Consider the following 16803-nt stretch of genomic DNA (forward strand, 5'->3'; position numbering starts at 1 on the left):
CTCCGCCCGATAATACGAGTATTCACTCACATATGGAGGAAAACCGTGATGTTACCTGAAAATATTCGAAGCAGGGAGATTCGTCTTGCACAGCGCAGTCATGGTATGCCCACTCGGGATAATTTTAATGTGGTAGAGACCACTCTGATCCAGCCACCAGGCAATCAAGTGCTGGTCAAAAATCACTGGTTTCGCGTTTCCATCTCCACCCGATTGATGATGAGCGTGGAAGCCGAAGTGGTTAAAGGCATTCCATTTCCCCCATTGCAGATAGGTGACACGCTGGCCGATGCGGCAATCGGCGAAGTCATGAGTGCGCCAGCAGGCAGCGATCTGAGCGTCGGTGATTTGGTTATGCACCCTTACGGCTGGCGAGAGTTCGCGTGGGTTGAACAGCAACAGTGCGTACTTTTGGGCAAAACTTTACTGAACCCTGCCGCCTGGCTCGGTCACGGCTGGACAGCCTATGCGGCACTCACGCGTGGAATTTCCGTGCACGATGGCGATACGGTGTTTGTTTCCAGCGGCGCAGGCGCAATCGGGTCGATGGCCGGGCAAATCGCACGTAGATTAGGCGCAACGCGCATTATCGGCAGCACCGGCTCTGCCGAAAAAGCCGCATGGATGCGCCAGCAGCTTGGTTATGACGCCACTATCGAACGCGGTAAGGGTTCTATCGCTGAGCAGTTGCGTCACGCTGCCCCCGATGGAATCGACGTGTTGGTCGATATTGTGGGAGGTGAACAATTAGCCGCAGCCGTTTCACAGGCTCGCGAGCACGCACGCTATGTGCTGCTGGGTGCCCTTTCCGCTGAATTGGCAACCAGCCATTCCAGCAAAATCGCGCCGGTTGAGATTGACGGTTTTGATCTGATTGTCAAAGGCGTCACGCTTAAGGGCTATAGCGCTGATGAACATCCTGAGGCGTTTGGCGAGTGGCTGCAGCAACTGACAAATCCCGGCTGGCAGGATCTGCATTTTGCTAGCAGCACCTATCAGGGATTAGATTCTGCACCACAGGCGTTGGCTGATGCCTGTTCCGGCAAAGCGCGTGGCGTGGTGATAGTGGCGCTGTAAAAGTAGGGTAAAACAAGTTAAAGGGACGTCAATCCAATTATGTCGGTTTAAAGTCCAGCATTTTGGGTTAAGCACATCCAGACGCTCCCTTAATTTTCCCTGTTTAACCATTGAGGCACGATAGCCGGCGTCAGCGCATTAATATAGGTTAAAAGTATGTTGTAACTAGTAACACATTAGCTTAACGGTTTGCGGTAAAAATCATTCCCACACAATCGCCTGCAGGAAGCGTTCAAGAATCGCATTCTGGCTGCGCCCTTTGCGCGTGACGACAGCGATTTTACTGGTGAAGTGAAAACGTTCCGGTGCGATGGCGCGCATTGCCTTTTTATCCACCCATTGAGCGGCATAGTGGTCGGGCAAAAAACCAATAAAGCGTCCGGTCAGGATCAAAAAGGCAATGCCTTCGCGGTCGGTTGCTGTGGCGCTGCAGTTGAGTTTCTGATGCATGGTAATGGCCTCTGCCGTCATGCGAAAAGCAGGCGCGATGGCATCGCACCCTTTCAGTTGCTCATCGTCAGGCTCTAGGGAAAACAGCGCGTGGGTGTCGCTGCAGTAAAGCTGCGACCGCTCATCATACAATGGCCTGTAATCCAGGCCAGAAATCGGCGCGGTGACTGGCAGCGCACCGACGTGCAATCGACCATCCATCAGCCCTCTTTCAATCTCTGCGGCCGTCATCATGCTGATATTCAGCCTGATGTCGGGCCCTACCTCATGCAGTTTCTCCAACGCATGGGTAATTTTCATGCGCGGCTGGGTCACCAGATTATTGATGATGCCGATGTTCAGATCACCGCGCAGCTGCTTGTGCATCTGGTTGACCTGCAGGCGAAATTGTTCGATTGCCGCCATCATACTGTCGCTATGACGCAGGATCTCCCGCCCTTCATCGGTCAAGGCAAAACCCGCGCGCCCGCGTTGACACAATCGCATGCCTAGCCGCTTCTCCAGATCGCCCATGTGCAGGCTAATGGCCGAGCGCGTCATCCCCAACAAACTTTCTGCCGCAGAGAAGCTGCCGCTCTCATTAACGGTTTTGAACAGGCGCAATAATTTGAGATCAAAGTCAGTGACCTGCGCGAGCGATTTGCTTTTCATATAGGTGAGTAAATCAATAACTGAAGATGAATTAATAGGGATTTAACTTAACTAACCATTAAATGCAAACTCTTCATACACCCGTCTGGAGAAACACCATGTCTGATGCTGTCAACACCACTGAACTCAATCTGCACGCGCACTGGATGCCGTTTACCGCGAACCGCAACTTCCAGCGCGTTCCACGTTTCATTGTTGGCGCCCAGGGCCGCTGGCTGACCGATGATAAAGGACGACAGATTTTTGATAGCCTTTCCGGGCTTTGGACCTGTGGTGCTGGTCACTGCCGCAGTGAAATCCAGCAGGCGGTGGCGAAACAGCTGGGCACACTCGATTATTCACCCGGCTTCCAGTACGGGCATCCGCTGTCATTTCAGCTGGCAGATAAGATTGCTCAGCATATGCCGGGTGACCTGAACCATGTTTTCTTTACCGGTTCTGGGTCGGAATCAGCTGACACGGCGGTAAAAATGGCACGCGCTTACTGGCGCATCAAAGGCCAGCCAGCGAAAACCAAATTTATCGGGCGCGCGCGGGGTTACCACGGCGTGAATATCGCCGGCACCAGCCTTGGCGGCATTGGCGGTAACCGCAAAATGTTCGGTCAGTTTATGGACGTTGACCATATTCCGCACACGCTGCAATCCGATCTGCCCTTCACTTCTGGACAGGCCGAAACCGGCGGTGTGGCATTAGCCAATGAGATGCTGAAACTGATTGAGCTGCATGATGCTTCCAACATCGCCGCCCTGATTGTCGAGCCTCTTTCTGGTTCCGCGGGCGCCATCATCCCGCCGGTAGGCTATCTGCAACGCCTGCGCGAAATCTGCACCCAACACGATATCTTGCTGATTTTTGATGAGGTGATCACCGGATTTGGCCGCATGGGCCGCTGGAGCGGCGCTGAGTACTTTGGCGTCACACCCGATATCCTGAATTTCGCCAAGCAGATCACCAATGGCGCGGTGCCACTCGGTGGCGTGGTCGCCAGCAGAGAAATCTATAGCACCTTTATGGCGCAAAAACTGCCAGAACATGCGGTGGAATTTGCTCACGGCTACACCTATTCTGCCCATCCGGTGGCGTGCGCAGCGGGACTGGCCACGCTGGAGTTACTGGAAAATGACGCGCTGATTGCGCAATCCGCCGAGCTGGCACCGCATTTTGCCCATGCATTGCATGCGCTGCGTGATTGCCCGAACGTCATTGATATCCGCAACTGCGGCCTGGTGGGAGCGATCCAGTTAGCGCCACGTGACAGCGATGCTACCCTTCGCCCATTTGAAGCGGGTATGGCACTGTGGAAAGCCGGTTTCTATGTGCGCTTCGGTGCCGATACATTGCAGTTTGGCCCGATGTTCAATACACAGCCTGCCGAGTTGGATCGCTTGTTTGACGCTGTAGGTGAAACGTTACATCACATAGCGTGATGGCACTGAGCCCGCGCAGAGAACGGATTATTCAAAGCTGCGGGCAGCAAATGTCCAAAAGGCGTCCAGCGCGGGCGAAACTTCACGGCCCGCAGCGCGAACCAAACCAAAACGCCTCACCGTGAGCGGTTGGATGGGCACGGCAACAACGCCTGTCATATGATCGGGTAACGTCGATTCCGGCACTATTGCCATACCCATGCCTTCTTTCACCAGCGCGCAGGCGCTGGTCCAATCTCGCACCGTAATTCGCACATCGGTTAAGGCTAATCCTGCCTCTTCCATCAGGCTCTCGCCATTCACTTTGCACCCCCCGGTTGCCAAAATGAAAGGTTGCTGATGAAGTTCACTTAACGTCATCCCCATGCGGTGACTGCGTACCACTTTATGCTGAGCAGGCATTAGCGCCATCCAGCGATCTTGCCCGAGCAGGATGGCATTATTTTCAGGATGGGGATTTAACACCACGCCCACATCCACCTCATCACGCTGCAGCCAGGTGACGACCTCCTCGTCACTGCCCTCAATGACACTCAGATTGACGCCGGGAAAATCGTGTGTGAACTGCTTAATCAAATCAGGTAACAAGACTGACACCACTGAAGGAAAGCACGCCATCCGTACACGCCCCTGATCAAGACCGCGCGCCTGATGAGCCAGTGAACGAATATCGTCTAAATGGTCGAGCATTTGCTGCGCCTGTTGCACCACTTCACGACCAACTTCCGTCAGCGAGATGGCGATGCGGCTGCGATGAATCAACGTGACACCGAGGGATTTTTCGAGTTGCGTAATGGCCTGGCTGGCGGCTGATTGCGTCATGCCAATTGTGGCCGCCGCACGGGTTAAGTTCTCGTGCGCGGCCACCGCGACTAAAAGTCGCCAATGCGTAAGATTCATCATGTCAGTAGCTCAGCTAATGATGAGGTAATTGAACATTAATTTTACTGACAACCTACGCGTAAGCAAGATGTCTGCAGACAACAGCAACCAGGATTTGCGATGAAACTCTATTTTGCCCCTGATACGTGTTCACTAGCGCCACATATCGTTCTGCGTGAACTGGCTCTGCCTTTCACGCTGGTACGTGTCAACAACCAGTCAAAAAAGACCGAAGACGGACAGGATTTTTATCACATCAATCCCAAGGGTTATGTCGCTGCGCTGGAAATGGATGATGGAACGATCCTGACGGAAGGCCCGGCGATTTTGTTGTACCTCGTCAGTTTACGCCCCTCCGCACCGATGTTCCTGGCACCCGGCGGGATGGATTACATCAGGCTGCTGGAATGGCTCAATTTTCTTGCCACTGAACTGCATGCGGGTATGGCGCCGCTGTTTAATCGTGCGTTACCCCAGCAGGTACGTGAGGGATTTGAACAGCGCCTTTTTCAACGTTTGGCTTATTTAGAACATACGTTAAGGCTCGGCATGTTTTTGCAGGGTGAAACGATCGGTTTGGCTGATATTTATCTGTACGTTCTCTGTGGATGGTGCAAATTCTTCGCGATTGATTTAGCACAATGGCCGGCCCTGCAAGCGCATTTTCAACGTATTCATGCGCGACCAGCCGTGCAAACTGCCCTTTTGGCGGAGCAATAATTGATGCGTTTACACATATAATCCAACATCTTCTTCATACTCTCTGCCGATTCTTCTGATTCAATACCTTTTTTAAATTCAGTCTGGATCGGCCATGCTCCGTCGCCACTTTCTTACCGGTTTACTTCTCTCACCCTTAGTCGCACGCAGCGGCATTAGTCTGGTCGCTGCCGCGCCAAATCCCGCGCAAGTGTTGCCCTTGTGGCCGAAACAACCGCCTGGCGGCGGCGGGCCTTTAGGGGCGATGGCGTTCAGCGCCAAGGGGGCACAGCGCAATATTGCCATGCCAACCCTTACTGTATTCAAACCGCTTCAACCGAAGGGACGCGCCGTGCTGATTGCCGCTGGCGGCGGCTATACGCGCATTGAAATGGGCAAAGAAGCCTGGCCCGCTGCCGCGTGGCTGGCGGCGCAAGGCTATACCGCTTATGTGCTGAGTTATCGCCTGCCACAGGAAGGCTGGAAAGATGGCGCGTTGGTGTCACTTCAGGATGCACAGCGTGCACTACGCATCGTGCGCCACCGTGAGAACAATGTCAGCGTATTAGGCTTTTCGGCAGGCGGGCACCTGCTGGGAATGGCGGCGAACCGCGCAGATTTTCATGCCTATCAGGCCAGCGATGCGCTGGATAACCTCCCCGCGACGGCCGATCGTGCCGCGCTGATCTATCCGATTATCACATTAGAGCCGCCTTACACACACACCTCCACGCATAAAGTGTTGGTGGGGAAAGGCGCGTCACTCAGCGCGGATACCGCCTGGTCGGTTCAATCGTACGTTAACCCGCAATCACCGCCGTTTTTCCTGGTTCAGGCCGAGGATGATCCTGTTTCCGATCCGCACAACACCTTGATCATGGCTGCTGCCTGTAAGCAACAGCATGTGCCGGTAGAAATGCATCGTTATCCCAGCGGCGGTCACGGCTTTGGATTGGGTAAGCCCGGCACACAAACCACTGAGTGGCCGGGACATTATCTGCAATGGTTAAATGCCTAACGCTGCGGAAGGTTGAGCCAGGCCCGCCAGCAACGTCTCCGAACTGGCTACTGCACCAAAAATACCACCCTGCATATGAATCATGCTTAGTGCCGCTTCGTGGTGTTTTAGCTCAGTCGCGGCGCAGCAGTCGGACAGCACCAGGCATCCGAAGCCACGATCCTTATGTTTCTTTGTCATGCATTCGATTCCACAGGAAGCACAAAAATAGCGCAGCGTTGCGCCATTTTGGTCATCACTGGCATTGCTATTTTTCATCATTGCTTAAAGCTACAACGCAAGACGAAATAACATCAAAAAATGCCGCTCCGCGTCATGAAATTGTAACCTGCCTATTATTCGCATTTTAATTCAGTAAACATTTCATAAACGACATCACGAATAGGATAATACTTATCACGGATAAAATGAGAAATGTGTCAGGGTGTTCGAGGTTAAACAAAGTTTCATTTTCCATTCTTTTATCTGAGGGCGAACGGGTGAATTATTTCGACGTATCCATTCTGGCCGTAATTCAGGGGCTGGCGGAATTGCTGCCGGTTTCCAGCTCTGCACACGTCATTATGACAGAAAAGTTGTTGGGCCTTGACCCGGCAGCCCCTGACATGACGCTGTTGTTGGTGATGCTGCACACTGGCACAATGTTCGCGGTGATTGTTTACTTCTGGAATAACTGGCGGGAGACCTATTTCAGTTCAGGCAGTGCATTTAAGAAAAATGTATTTTTAATTATTCTCGCTACAGTTGTGACCGGCGTGGTGGGTTTGGCGTTAATGAAACTGATTAAATATTTCTTCGCTGCTAACGCCGATACTTTCGAAATAGAATCCTTATTCAGTAATAGTAAAATAATCGCCAGTGGCCTTGCCGCCGCAGGATTATTAATTATCTTCTCATCACGCTTGAAAGAAAAAGATCGCGGCGAACTTTCACCCTTGAGCGCCGCTGGCATTGGATTCGTTCAGGGTTTGTGCCTGCCGTTTCGCGGTTTTTCTCGTTCAGGCGCCACCATTTCCACCGGTCTCTCATTAGGTGTAGCTCGCCAGCGTGCGGAAGAATTTAGCTTCGCTTTAGCCGTGGTGTTGACACCGGCGGTGATCGTCAAAGAAGGGTTGCGCGCTTTCAATTCAGGCTCTGCTGGCACGGTCGCGGTGAGTAGCGGCGTGTTGCTGCCCAGTCTGGTGGGCATGCTACTGAGTTTTGTCGCCGGTCTTCTGGCTCTTCGCTGGCTCTCCCGCTGGCTGGAGCATGACCGCTGGCATCTGTTTGGTGGCTATTGCCTGTGCGCTGCGGCGCTGATTGGCTGGTTGGGTTAATGCGCGGATTGAGCTTCTCTGAACTTCAGCAGTGAAATCATTGGCATGCTGCTTGCAAGTTGTCTATACAGGTACGTAACCTCGAATGACAGACAGGTAAAAAGATGAAGCTCAATCCAGAACAACTGCGCGCCAAAGCCAGACGCACACTGCCCCATTTTGCTTTCGACTATATTGATGGTGGCGCAGAGGGGGAAGTTACGCTCAATCACAATATGTCTATCTTCCGCCAGTGGCGATTTCTACCGTCAGTATTACGTGATTCCAGCCAGCGCAATGTCGGTGTTGCCCTTGGCCGCTCACGCTTGGCTGCCCCCCTTCTTATTGCCCCTACCGGCTATAACGGCATGCTGAGACATCAGGCCGATATGATGCTCGCACGCGCAGCGGATCAGGCGGGCATTGGCCATATTCAGAGCACCGTTTCCACCGCTTCTATTGAAGATATACAAGCGACCGGTCATCAGGAACGTTGGTTTCAACTCTACGTCCTTAAAGATAAGCAAGTGACAGAGAATTTGATCAGTCGCGCCAAAGACGCAGGCTGCACTGCATTAGTGGTGTCCGTTGATGCGGTGCATTTTGGTCATCGTGAGCGCGATAAGCAGCACTATCGACGGCCCATGAAACTCTCTTTTCCGGCACTCTGCGACGTAGCGATGAAACCGGGATGGGTGTTACGCACTTTGGTACCACACGGCATGCCGGGATTTGGCAATCTTAAGCCTTACCTGCCCGCGGAACAGCAGCAAGGTGCCGGCGGCGCCACTTACTTTGCCCAGCAAATGGACCAGACCCTGAGCTGGGAAACGCTGGCGTGGATCCGCTCACTCTGGGACGGCGCATTGTATGTGAAAGGCATCATGACCGTTGACGATGCCCTCATGGCAAAAAATATCGGTGCGCAAGGCATTGTCCTGTCGAATCACGGCGGCAGACAACTGGATGGCACCGCCAGCCCGATGTCTGTGCTTGCCAGCGTGCGTGCGGCGGTCGGTGATGAATTTATCATCCTAATTGACAGCGGCTTCCGTCGCGGTACCGACGTGGTTAAAGCGCTGATTCTCGGGGCTAATGCCGTATTGATTGGACGGCCCTTACTGTATGCGGTGGCGGCAGGTGGCGAAGCACTGGCAACCGAGGTAATCAATGCGCTGGTTCAGGAAGTTGACCGCACGCTGGCCCAATTAGGCTGCAATACCCTTTCAGACCTGCGGCCAGAGATGCTGCAGATTAAATAGATGCCAGATATCCTCCATCGACATACAGAATCTGCCCGGTGATATATCGGGCAGCCTCTGAGCTTAGAAAAACCACACTGCCGGCCAGATCGTCGAGTTCACCAAATCGACCAAGCGGGATTTTTTTCTGCATCGCATCGCGCCAGCCTTCATCCTGATAAAACACCTGAGTCATTTCCGTTTCGAAATAGCCGGGACCGATGCCATTTACGCGGATGTTATGCGCGGCCCATTCCGCGCTCAGCGTGCGCGTCAACCCGGCCAGCCCTGACTTGGAGCTGGCATACGCTGCAGCGCCGGGTACGCCTACACAGGTGGTCAGCGAGCACACATTAATAATCGCGCCGCCGGTTGCCGTGGAAACCATTTTTTTTGCCACCGCCTGAGCACAAAAAAATGCGCCCTTGAGGTTAGTGCCAACAATCGTGTCCCACAACGCTTCATCCACTTCGAGCGACGGGCGAATCTGTTCGGTGCCGGCATTGTTAATCAGAATATCCACCCGACCCGCAGCGGTTACCGCCTGTTGGATGCTCTCAGCCTGAGTGACATCCAGAACCAGGCCCTGCGCCTCTACGCCAGAAGCACGCAACTGCGCCACCGCGGCTTGTAGTGAGACCGCATCCCGACCGGTAATCGTCACATGCGCACCGGCCTGAGCCAATGCCTGTGCCAGCGCATAACCGATGCCACGCGTCCCGCCCGTGACCAATGCGTTTTTACCTTGTAAGGAAAATGACGTCATGACACTCATATTTTTATCACCGTTTTCAGGAAAGCCGATTTGCCCGCAATCAGCGCCTGATAGGTTTCAGGCACATCATCCAGCTGCACCCGTGGCGCGATAAGCCGGGTTAAGTCGTCCGCCAGCAAGGCCATGATATCCAGTGCCGCTTGTTGTTCATGCTGGAACACACTGCAACCCACCAGCGTGATCTCCCGCTCCACTAAAGCATTGAGATCAATGCCGTCCGTATGGTGGAATATTCCGACCATCGCGATGCGACCGCCGGAGGTTATCCCCGCTATCAGCTGCGAGAGTGCGGCAGGAAATCCAGAGGCTTCAACACCCAAGGCATATTTTTCCAGCGTGGCCAGCGGCACTACAGAAGCGATTAATTGATAGCGTTGCGCATTCGGTTCGATTAACGCCACCTGACATTTTTTCAGGCGGTGCAGAAGTAACGCCGTCAGGCCTCCGATGGTTCCACCGCCCGTGACACACACAGCATCACCTTCTACAGGATTGAGTTGATTCACCACCCGCAATGCCACGCCTAACGGTTCACTCAATACCGCTATTTCATCGGGAATCGCATCGGGTACCGCCAGCATACTGCTCAGCGGTAACGCCACCTGTTCAGCAAAACCACCGTCAAACACTTCTCCGACAAAGCCCAGGGACTCGCACAGGTTCATCGCGCCCGATGAACAAAATGCGCAATGGCCGCAGTACACACGCGAATCACCTACCACGCGCATGCCCAGTTGGAAACGATCGCTTTCGCCGTTGATTTCGCTAATGACACCGAACAGTTCATGTCCCGGTGTCACCGGAAGATGAGCTATCCACTTTCCGGTTTTGAAATTATGTAAATCGGAGCCACAGATCCCTGCTGAGTGCACATTGATTCTGGCCCATCCGGCGGGCAAATCGGGTGGGGAGAGTTCTTCAACAGTGACCTGACCAATACCTTTGAGGCGTACCGCTTTCATATCAGTTCTCCGTGATCAGGCTGTCGATCCAATGGGTGAATTCATCCTCTCCGCCGCACGCCAGCATCACGGCAACCGAGAAGCCAATCGCTGAGCTGGTCGGATTATGGTTACTGGATGAGCCGGCACGTAAATTCATCACCAGCGTCGGACAGCAGAACAACGCCAGCCGCACCATCTGTTGCCAGTTGGCGGGTAGCCAGCCTTTCTTCTGCAAGGCTGCAAGCAAAGGCTTCCAGTACAGCTCTCCTTTGCTCGTCAGAAATGCGCGGCGTAGCGGGCTGAGTTGCCAGTCATGTGCAACAATCAGCGTGTCGCCATCGCACCGCACATTAACCTGATAGCGGGCAGCGGCATCGTCAGGTTCATACAGCCAGCACGGATGCGCATAAATGTTATGGAACGTAGCTTTGATCTCAGCCAGTAGAGCGGGAATGTTGCTGCCAGCAAAAGCAGGGTCGAAACTCACCAGTTCAGGTTCACCGTGCTGCGTTTCGTACCACACGTTGGCATTGTGTGCATCACCATGCGCCACCACGACACCCTGTGACGCCAGCGCAGCAGGTTTCAACACTTGTCCCGCAGTCAGAAAAAGCTGGTGAAGAGTCTGGGGATATAACACGCCGTTGACCTGCCAGTGCATCTGGCTCAGTTTCTCCCAATCGAGCTGCACCTCACCCAGTGTGAAGCGCTGCCCGACATAGAACTGCGCCACTCGTCCACCTAAGCCATCCGGATCACCCGCGGAAACCAGTCGATTCCAGAACAATTGGTGAATAGATTCAGCGGCAACTTCTGCCGCCGTTGCCATGCGCAACGTGGGCAGCGTGTGAGCGAGAATATTGCTATCGGCGCGACGCTGAGCCTCAATAATCGCTGCTGATTGCTCCCAGTCAGCTACAGATTCCACTGCACGGCACACATCTGCCAGACGCTGATCGTTGCGTAAGCTATACAGCAGAATCTGTCGTCCAGGCTCACCGCAGGTGTAGACCGGCACATCGACAGCGAAACCGTGCTCACGCAGCAGTTCAGCTCGGTAATACTCATCAATGGTGTGCTCTTCCCCTTCCTCGTGATGGAATTTAAAAAACAGCGTGCGCCCATCCGCGAGCACCACGCGACCATTTAACGAGTTCAGGCTGTACTGATCGCGGTTGATCTGCAGGCTGATTGCCTCGATCCCGGTGACATCTGCGATCAGCTGCTGGAGTTTCTCGCTGGCACGTTCCCACTGGTTCTCTTTAGTTAAACGACGCGCTTGTGCCGCAAGTGGAGGACGCAGGCGATCACTCATCGCGCCCACCTTTTAATAAGGTCTGTCGGATATCTGACACCGCCAATGCATGGCCGGGGAACCCTTCATATTCCGCAAAACGTTTGGCTTTAGGAGCCAATTCCTGATAGCCCCGGCTGGTGACATAAGCGATAGACATACGCTTCATATAGTCAAACACCGAGAGCGGTCCTGCGGTTTTCGCCGCCCCGTTGGTTGGCAACACCGCATTAGGCCCGAGCACGAAGTTACCCAGCACAATCGGCGAATGTTCTCCCAGCAGAATTTCACCCGCATTGCGGATTTCCATCATCACATCCATCGGTTCGTGCGCCAGCACTTCTAGATGTTCCGGGGCATACGCATTGACGAATTCAATCGCCGTGGCGAAGTCTTTGGTGAGTATCACGCCACCGTGGTCGCCACAGAGCACGCGTTGCGAAAAGTCCGCCCTTTTCTCACCGATTTGCTGCCAGTAGCCCGGTAGCGCGGCGATAGCCTCTTCCGCCACGCGACGGCTGGACGTCACCAGATAGGCCGAACTATCAGGGCCGTGTTCGGATTCGATAATCAGATCGAGTGCCGCTAACGCACCATTCACCGAATCATCCGCTAAGATCAGGCTTTCGCTTGGGCCCGCAGGCACGCCGGGATCGATCAAATGCGCGAGCTGACGTTTAGCCGCAACCACCCAGGGACTGCCGGGGCCGACAATCTTTAAACATTTCGGGATGGAATCGGTGCCGAACGCCACTGCCGCCACGCCTTGTGCACCACCACATTTATAAACGTGCTCAATCCCCACCAGTCGCGCAGCAACCAGCGTCGCATCATCAACGGTGCCATCCGGGCCTGGTGGCGTAATCACAATTGGCAGCGGCACACCGGCGACAATGGCGGGAATGGTTGTCATCAGCAATACGCTGGGAAATGAACCTTTACCGCGCGGGACATAGCAGGCTACGGCATCAATCGGAACATGTCGATCCCCGGCAAAAGCGCCAGGACGCATCTCTTTCCACCACATTTCCTCGGGCTTCTGTGCTTCATGGAACGCGCGAATATTCTCCACCGCGAAACGGATCGAGTCGATCACTTGCGGATCAACGCGCTCGAATGCCGCGTCGAACTCCTGTTCGTCAGCCTTAATGGCAAAAGTTTCTGGCTGCACACCATCAAATTCACGGGCAAATCGAATTAACGCCTGATCCCCTTCAGTTCTGACAGCTTCAATAATCGGCTTCACCTTTTCGGCAAAACTCGACAGGTCAGATTCGGTACGTTTGAACAGCTGCTCAGGTAATACGTCAGACGTTGACAGATCATGAAATGAAACGGCCATAATAAATCCTCAATATTGTCAGTGCGTGAATTCGTGTTGGTGAATGCGGCTCAGCACCTGATGCTGCAGCTCGATAAATTCTGGTACGCGATTGATCCCCTCATGACGTGGGCGCGGTAAGTTCACTGCGAAGGTGGTATCGATTTTCCCTGGGCCCATCACCACAATGCGGTCCGACAGCCTGACGGCTTCTTCAATATCGTGCGTGACAAACATCACCGTCAGGCGATGCTTTTCCCAAATCTCAATCAGTAACTGCTGCATCTGGTGACGCGTCATGGCATCCAGCGCGCCAAAAGGCTCATCCATTAACAGAATTTTGGGGCGATACGAGAGCGCTCGGGCGATGGCCACGCGCTGCTTCATCCCCCCTGAAAGTTCACTGGGCCAGCGATCGGCGGCATCACCGAGTTTCACTAGTTCAAGATGCTGCTGCGCGATTTCCCGGCACTGGCTGGATGGCGTGCCTGCGGCTTTCAGGGCAAATTCAATATTGCCGCGCGCCGTCAGCCACGGCAGCAAAGTGTAAGATTGGAAAACTACGCCGCGATCCAGTCCTGGGCCGGGAATCGGTTGCCCATCCACCAGCACATCGCCACTGTCAAACTCCTCCAGACCGGCTGCAATCGATAACAGTGTGCTTTTGCCGCAGCCTGAAGCCCCAACAATCGAAACAAACTCGTTGTCATTGAGCGTGAGGTCGATGCCGTGCAGCACGCGGCGGCGAGATTTCCCCTGAGCGAAACTCTTCTCCAGTTGATTCATTGTTAAGCTCGCCATCAGGAACGTCTCCGGTTGTAGCGGAATAACACACGCTCAGCGGCGCGCATGATTTGGTCGGTAATCAAGCCCAGCAGCCCCAGTAACAGGATGTAGCCGATGATGGTGTCGGTCTGGAAGTAGCGTTGGGAAACCACAATCCGGTAGCCCAAACCTGAGGTTGAAGCCACCAATTCAGCCAGCACTAACCACGTCCATGCCCAACCGAGGCTGATGCGCAATGCATCCCAAATCGCGGGTAAAGCTGAGGGGATGACAATTCGCAGTAAAATTTTGCGATCGGATAGGCCAAGGGTGCGACCCAGCCCGACGAAATCAGGTGGAACGCGTTTGATGGCATCGATCATCATCAGCACCTGCTGAAAGAAGGTACCGATCCAGATCACGAGGAATTTCTGAATATCGTCAGTACCCGTCCATAAAATGGTGAGAGGGACAAACGCCACCACCGGCATATAGCGAATAAAATCGACCAGAGGTTCAACTATGGCTTTAAACAAACCGTAGCAACCCGCCAGAACGCCAATGAAAATGGCCATCGCTGAGGAAATCGCGAACGCAATCACCATGCGATACAGGCTGCTGGCGATATCACTTTGCAAAGTACCGTTCTGTGCCAGCGTCACCATCTGATGCCAGACGCGCTCAATGCCCGGCAGAAAAATAGGTTTGATTGCCCCTGAGGATGTGGCCAGCCACCAGGCCAAAATCAAGAATACGAACACCAGAATCGCGATAGTTAAAAATTGGGCCCGTGTTGGCTCTTTACCTATGGTTAAAAGGTGACTTCGACGGCGTTTTTTTTTCGCCTGACGATTAACCCGCTGCAACTCGACTGAACTCATGCCCCCTCCTGATTTCCATGCCTCTCCGCTCACAGGTGCGGCAGAGAGGCGCTATCAACGCTTATTGCTGATTGGCAAACTCTGCATCAATGGTTTGAGCTGGCGTCACCGGTTGGGTCACAATTCCGGCCTCGGTTGCCGCTTTTAAAATATGTGGGAAAGTTTTGGTAGTGAAATCATGTGAGAGGTAGGCTTTATTTTCACTCAAGGTGAAATATTTAACCCCATCAAAGGCGGTATCTAAATCCTCAGGCGTAGCGCCCACTGCTTTAGAAATAATGGCGCGACCTTCAGTGGTATTGGCGTTATAAAAATCGAGCGCAGCACCCCAGGTTTTAATTAATGATTTGATTTCATCCGGATGGCTTTTTATAAAATCATCACGCACGACCAGCACATCACTGATTAAACCTGGATCGGAAGATCCGCTATACAGCATTTTAATACTTGGGTCTGATTTCTTCGCCACGCTGAGATACGGCTCGTAGGTGACTGCCACGGGTACTCTTCCGGCCAGGATAGCGCTACCAGCGGAAGCTGCAGGCATCGGCACCGGTTTAATGTCACTAAAGGATAATCCTGCCGATGCCAACGCGCTGCGCAGCAGAATGTCGCTGGTGGTACCTTCTTCATATGCCACCTGCTTACCTTTAAGATCCTTGACGCTGCCAACCTCTTTGCTCGCCAGAATGGCGTCTGCCGTATTGCTCTGGTCCAGCACCAGGACGATTTTTACCGGCAGCCCGGCGGAAATCATCCCCATAGCGGTGTGCGTGGCGATATTGGCAGCATCAATCTGACCACTCGCCAGCGCCGCATTAATATCTTTATCTTCAGCGAAGTTGATCACTTCAACCTTCTTCAACCCCGATTTGGCAAAAAGGTCCTTTGCTGAGGCGATGTGCCACTGACCGTAACCCAACCAGGGTTCAACCCCCATTTTGATAGGCGCTGCTTCCGCTGCATAAACAGAGTGTGCCGCGAGTGTGAATAAACTAAAGCAGCAAACATAAGAAACCGATTTCTTCACAGCATGGAGAGAAAACATAGTTATTTCCTTCTGTTATGATTATGGGGTGTTAAGACAAGTGATACACTCATGTATATACAAGAGTATGCAAGAGTGGTGCCAGTTAAATATCCGCTTGCTTCCGCAGTCGTTAATCTTTTCTGCGCCCTAACGGTGCACGCCAATAGTGCATTGCACTATGGCAAACAATATCCTGCTAATGACGGACGTCGAATAAATAAAAAGAAAAAAGCTGGGCGGGTCACAACAAATTTTGGTGAGAGTAGATAGGCCTGGGATGATTTAAATGCTACTCGAAAACGGAAACAGCAGGTTTTCCTGCTGTTTCCTGGATATTGGCGCTGAGAGTAAAATTAACTTTGTGCACTCATTAAGCGCACAGCAAAACCAAAGAACAACATGCCCGTGAGCATATTCCCGATTTTTACCAGTCGAGTGCGGTTTTTCAGGAAGCGAACCATCACGCTACCAGCCATCAGCAAAATCAGATAATAGCTCAGGCTGATCAGTTGGATCATCGAGCCCAGTACCGCGAAGGCAGGCGCAGTATGAGTGACCGCCGGATCAATAAACTGAATGAAAAAGGAGACGTAGAACAGTATGGCTTTAGGATTGGTCACGCCCAGAAGCAGTGCGCGCAGGAAATAGTTTTCTATTTTAACGGCTTCAGCGGGCTGGTTACCTTCACGTTTGCGCAATGCACCCAGAATGATCTTTACGCCTAAATAGAGCAGGAACATCGCGCCAAGATACTTCACCACCATAAAAATATGCGGACTGGTGCGAATCAGCGTCGCGACGCCGGCCCAGGCAAGGAAGATGAGAATCAGGTCGCCCATCATCACCCCTGCTATCGCTTTAGAAGCCGCTTTTACGCCACGGCCCATCCCGGTGCGCAATACGTACAAACTGTTTGGACCAGGCAGCAGAATAATTACCAGCGCACCCGCCAGAAACGTCCAGACATTAATAATTCCTACATCGTGCAACATAACAACCATTACTCCAGCGCCATGCAGGTTGATTCGCCCGATGACGTTTGTTTTTAAA

16 protein-coding genes and 1 pseudogene are annotated in these 16803 nt (G+C 53.2%); 6 read left to right on the top strand and 11 right to left on the bottom strand.

Annotation, left to right across the window (positions count from 1 at the left end):
• Window positions 1-48 precede the first annotated feature (48 nt).
• Window positions 49-1077 carry an MDR family NADP-dependent oxidoreductase gene (locus tag LBW88_RS15885; RefSeq protein ID WP_224933132.1) on the top strand — a complete coding sequence of 343 codons (1029 nt, stop codon included), beginning with the start codon at window positions 49-51 and terminating at the stop codon, window positions 1075-1077.
• 201 nt (window positions 1078-1278) lie between these two features.
• Here LBW88_RS15885 and LBW88_RS15890 read toward each other — a convergent pair whose 3' ends face one another.
• The gene (locus LBW88_RS15890; protein WP_224933131.1) at window positions 1279-2178 is read right to left on the bottom strand and encodes a LysR family transcriptional regulator; all 900 of its coding nucleotides are present in this window, start codon (window positions 2176-2178) and stop codon (window positions 1279-1281) included.
• 98 nt (window positions 2179-2276) lie between these two features.
• Here LBW88_RS15890 and LBW88_RS15895 point away from each other — a divergent pair, with 98 nt between their 5' ends.
• Entirely contained in the window at window positions 2277-3608 is a 1332-nt protein-coding gene (locus tag LBW88_RS15895) for an aspartate aminotransferase family protein (RefSeq protein ID WP_224933130.1), read from the top strand.
• Between the two features lie 27 nt (window positions 3609-3635).
• Here LBW88_RS15895 and LBW88_RS15900 read toward each other — a convergent pair whose 3' ends face one another.
• A complete protein-coding gene (locus tag LBW88_RS15900) occupies window positions 3636-4511 on the bottom strand; it encodes a LysR family transcriptional regulator (protein WP_224933129.1) in 876 nt (291 codons plus the stop codon).
• Between the two features lie 99 nt (window positions 4512-4610).
• Here LBW88_RS15900 and LBW88_RS15905 point away from each other — a divergent pair, with 99 nt between their 5' ends.
• Both LBW88_RS15905 and LBW88_RS15910 read left to right on the top strand, forming a co-directional pair.
• On the top strand, window positions 4611-5210 hold the full coding sequence (locus LBW88_RS15905; protein ID WP_224933128.1) for a glutathione binding-like protein: 600 nt from the start codon (window positions 4611-4613) through the stop codon (window positions 5208-5210).
• A 94-nt stretch (window positions 5211-5304) separates the two neighbouring features.
• Entirely contained in the window at window positions 5305-6207 is a 903-nt protein-coding gene (locus LBW88_RS15910; RefSeq protein WP_224933127.1) for an alpha/beta hydrolase, read from the top strand.
• Here the strand turns inward: LBW88_RS15910 and LBW88_RS15915 are convergent.
• A pseudogene (locus tag LBW88_RS15915) lies at window positions 6196-6381 on the bottom strand (cysteine hydrolase); the annotation flags it as partial. The gene LBW88_RS15910 and the pseudogene LBW88_RS15915 sit on opposite strands and share 12 nt — an antisense overlap.
• A gap of 233 nt (window positions 6382-6614) precedes the next feature.
• Between LBW88_RS15915 and LBW88_RS15920 the strand changes: the two are divergent.
• Both LBW88_RS15920 and LBW88_RS15925 read left to right on the top strand, forming a co-directional pair.
• On the top strand, window positions 6615-7523 hold the full coding sequence (locus LBW88_RS15920; protein WP_265112746.1) for an undecaprenyl-diphosphate phosphatase: 909 nt from the start codon (window positions 6615-6617) through the stop codon (window positions 7521-7523).
• Window positions 7524-7627: 104 nt separating this feature from the next.
• The gene (locus LBW88_RS15925) at window positions 7628-8764 is read left to right on the top strand and encodes an alpha-hydroxy acid oxidase (protein WP_224933126.1); all 1137 of its coding nucleotides are present in this window, start codon (window positions 7628-7630) and stop codon (window positions 8762-8764) included.
• Here the strand turns inward: LBW88_RS15925 and LBW88_RS15930 are convergent.
• From LBW88_RS15930 to leuE, 8 genes are all read right to left on the bottom strand, one after another.
• On the bottom strand, window positions 8757-9509 hold the full coding sequence (locus LBW88_RS15930; protein WP_224933125.1) for an SDR family NAD(P)-dependent oxidoreductase: 753 nt from the start codon (window positions 9507-9509) through the stop codon (window positions 8757-8759). The genes LBW88_RS15925 and LBW88_RS15930 overlap by 8 nt on opposite strands.
• 5 nt (window positions 9510-9514) lie before the next feature.
• Window positions 9515-10480, bottom strand: a complete 966-nt coding sequence (locus LBW88_RS15935; protein WP_224933124.1) for a zinc-dependent alcohol dehydrogenase — start codon at window positions 10478-10480, stop codon at window positions 9515-9517.
• Window position 10481: 1 nt separating this feature from the next.
• Window positions 10482-11777, bottom strand: coding sequence for a hypothetical protein (locus LBW88_RS15940; protein ID WP_224933123.1), 1296 nt, complete (start codon window positions 11775-11777; stop codon window positions 10482-10484).
• Window positions 11770-13098, bottom strand: coding sequence for a histidinol dehydrogenase (gene hisD, locus LBW88_RS15945; RefSeq protein WP_224933122.1), 1329 nt, complete (start codon window positions 13096-13098; stop codon window positions 11770-11772). The genes LBW88_RS15940 and hisD overlap by 8 nt, the downstream gene beginning before the upstream one ends.
• Window positions 13099-13116: 18 nt before the next feature.
• Entirely contained in the window at window positions 13117-13878 is a 762-nt protein-coding gene (locus LBW88_RS15950) for an ABC transporter ATP-binding protein (RefSeq protein WP_224933121.1), read from the bottom strand.
• Complete coding sequence (locus tag LBW88_RS15955) at window positions 13878-14723, bottom strand: ABC transporter permease (protein ID WP_224933120.1); 846 nt, start codon at window positions 14721-14723, stop codon at window positions 13878-13880. Before LBW88_RS15955 ends, LBW88_RS15950 begins: the two co-directional genes overlap by 1 nt.
• 61 nt (window positions 14724-14784) lie before the next feature.
• A complete protein-coding gene (locus LBW88_RS15960) occupies window positions 14785-15771 on the bottom strand; it encodes an ABC transporter substrate-binding protein (RefSeq protein WP_224933119.1) in 987 nt (328 codons plus the stop codon).
• A gap of 335 nt (window positions 15772-16106) precedes the next feature.
• On the bottom strand, window positions 16107-16745 hold the full coding sequence (gene leuE, locus LBW88_RS15965; protein ID WP_224933118.1) for a leucine efflux protein LeuE: 639 nt from the start codon (window positions 16743-16745) through the stop codon (window positions 16107-16109).
• Window positions 16746-16803: the final 58 nt, after the last annotated feature.

The organism is Pantoea sp. alder81 (genome assembly GCF_020179835.1).
GTDB lineage: Bacteria > Pseudomonadota > Gammaproteobacteria > Enterobacterales > Enterobacteriaceae > Pantoea.

Bases quoted from the DNA above. Each gene is read 5' to 3' on its own strand.
- LBW88_RS15885 (WP_224933132.1), top strand. From the start codon at position 49: ATGTTACCTGAAAATATTCGAAGCAGGGAGATTCGTCTTGCACAGCGC.
- LBW88_RS15890 (WP_224933131.1), bottom strand. From the start codon at position 2,178: ATGAAAAGCAAATCGCTCGCGCAGGTCACTGACTTTGATCTCAAATTA.
- LBW88_RS15895 (WP_224933130.1), top strand. From the start codon at position 2,277: ATGTCTGATGCTGTCAACACCACTGAACTCAATCTGCACGCGCACTGG.
- LBW88_RS15900 (WP_224933129.1), bottom strand. From the start codon at position 4,511: ATGATGAATCTTACGCATTGGCGACTTTTAGTCGCGGTGGCCGCGCAC.
- LBW88_RS15905 (WP_224933128.1), top strand. From the start codon at position 4,611: ATGAAACTCTATTTTGCCCCTGATACGTGTTCACTAGCGCCACATATC.
- LBW88_RS15910 (WP_224933127.1), top strand. From the start codon at position 5,305: ATGCTCCGTCGCCACTTTCTTACCGGTTTACTTCTCTCACCCTTAGTC.
- LBW88_RS15920 (WP_265112746.1), top strand. From the start codon at position 6,615: ATGAGAAATGTGTCAGGGTGTTCGAGGTTAAACAAAGTTTCATTTTCC.
- LBW88_RS15925 (WP_224933126.1), top strand. From the start codon at position 7,628: ATGAAGCTCAATCCAGAACAACTGCGCGCCAAAGCCAGACGCACACTG.
- LBW88_RS15930 (WP_224933125.1), bottom strand. From the start codon at position 9,509: ATGACGTCATTTTCCTTACAAGGTAAAAACGCATTGGTCACGGGCGGG.
- LBW88_RS15935 (WP_224933124.1), bottom strand. From the start codon at position 10,480: ATGAAAGCGGTACGCCTCAAAGGTATTGGTCAGGTCACTGTTGAAGAA.
- LBW88_RS15940 (WP_224933123.1), bottom strand. From the start codon at position 11,777: ATGAGTGATCGCCTGCGTCCTCCACTTGCGGCACAAGCGCGTCGTTTA.
- hisD (WP_224933122.1), bottom strand. From the start codon at position 13,098: ATGGCCGTTTCATTTCATGATCTGTCAACGTCTGACGTATTACCTGAG.
- LBW88_RS15950 (WP_224933121.1), bottom strand. From the start codon at position 13,878: ATGGCGAGCTTAACAATGAATCAACTGGAGAAGAGTTTCGCTCAGGGG.
- LBW88_RS15955 (WP_224933120.1), bottom strand. From the start codon at position 14,723: ATGAGTTCAGTCGAGTTGCAGCGGGTTAATCGTCAGGCGAAAAAAAAA.
- LBW88_RS15960 (WP_224933119.1), bottom strand. From the start codon at position 15,771: ATGTTTTCTCTCCATGCTGTGAAGAAATCGGTTTCTTATGTTTGCTGC.
- leuE (WP_224933118.1), bottom strand. From the start codon at position 16,745: ATGTTGCACGATGTAGGAATTATTAATGTCTGGACGTTTCTGGCGGGT.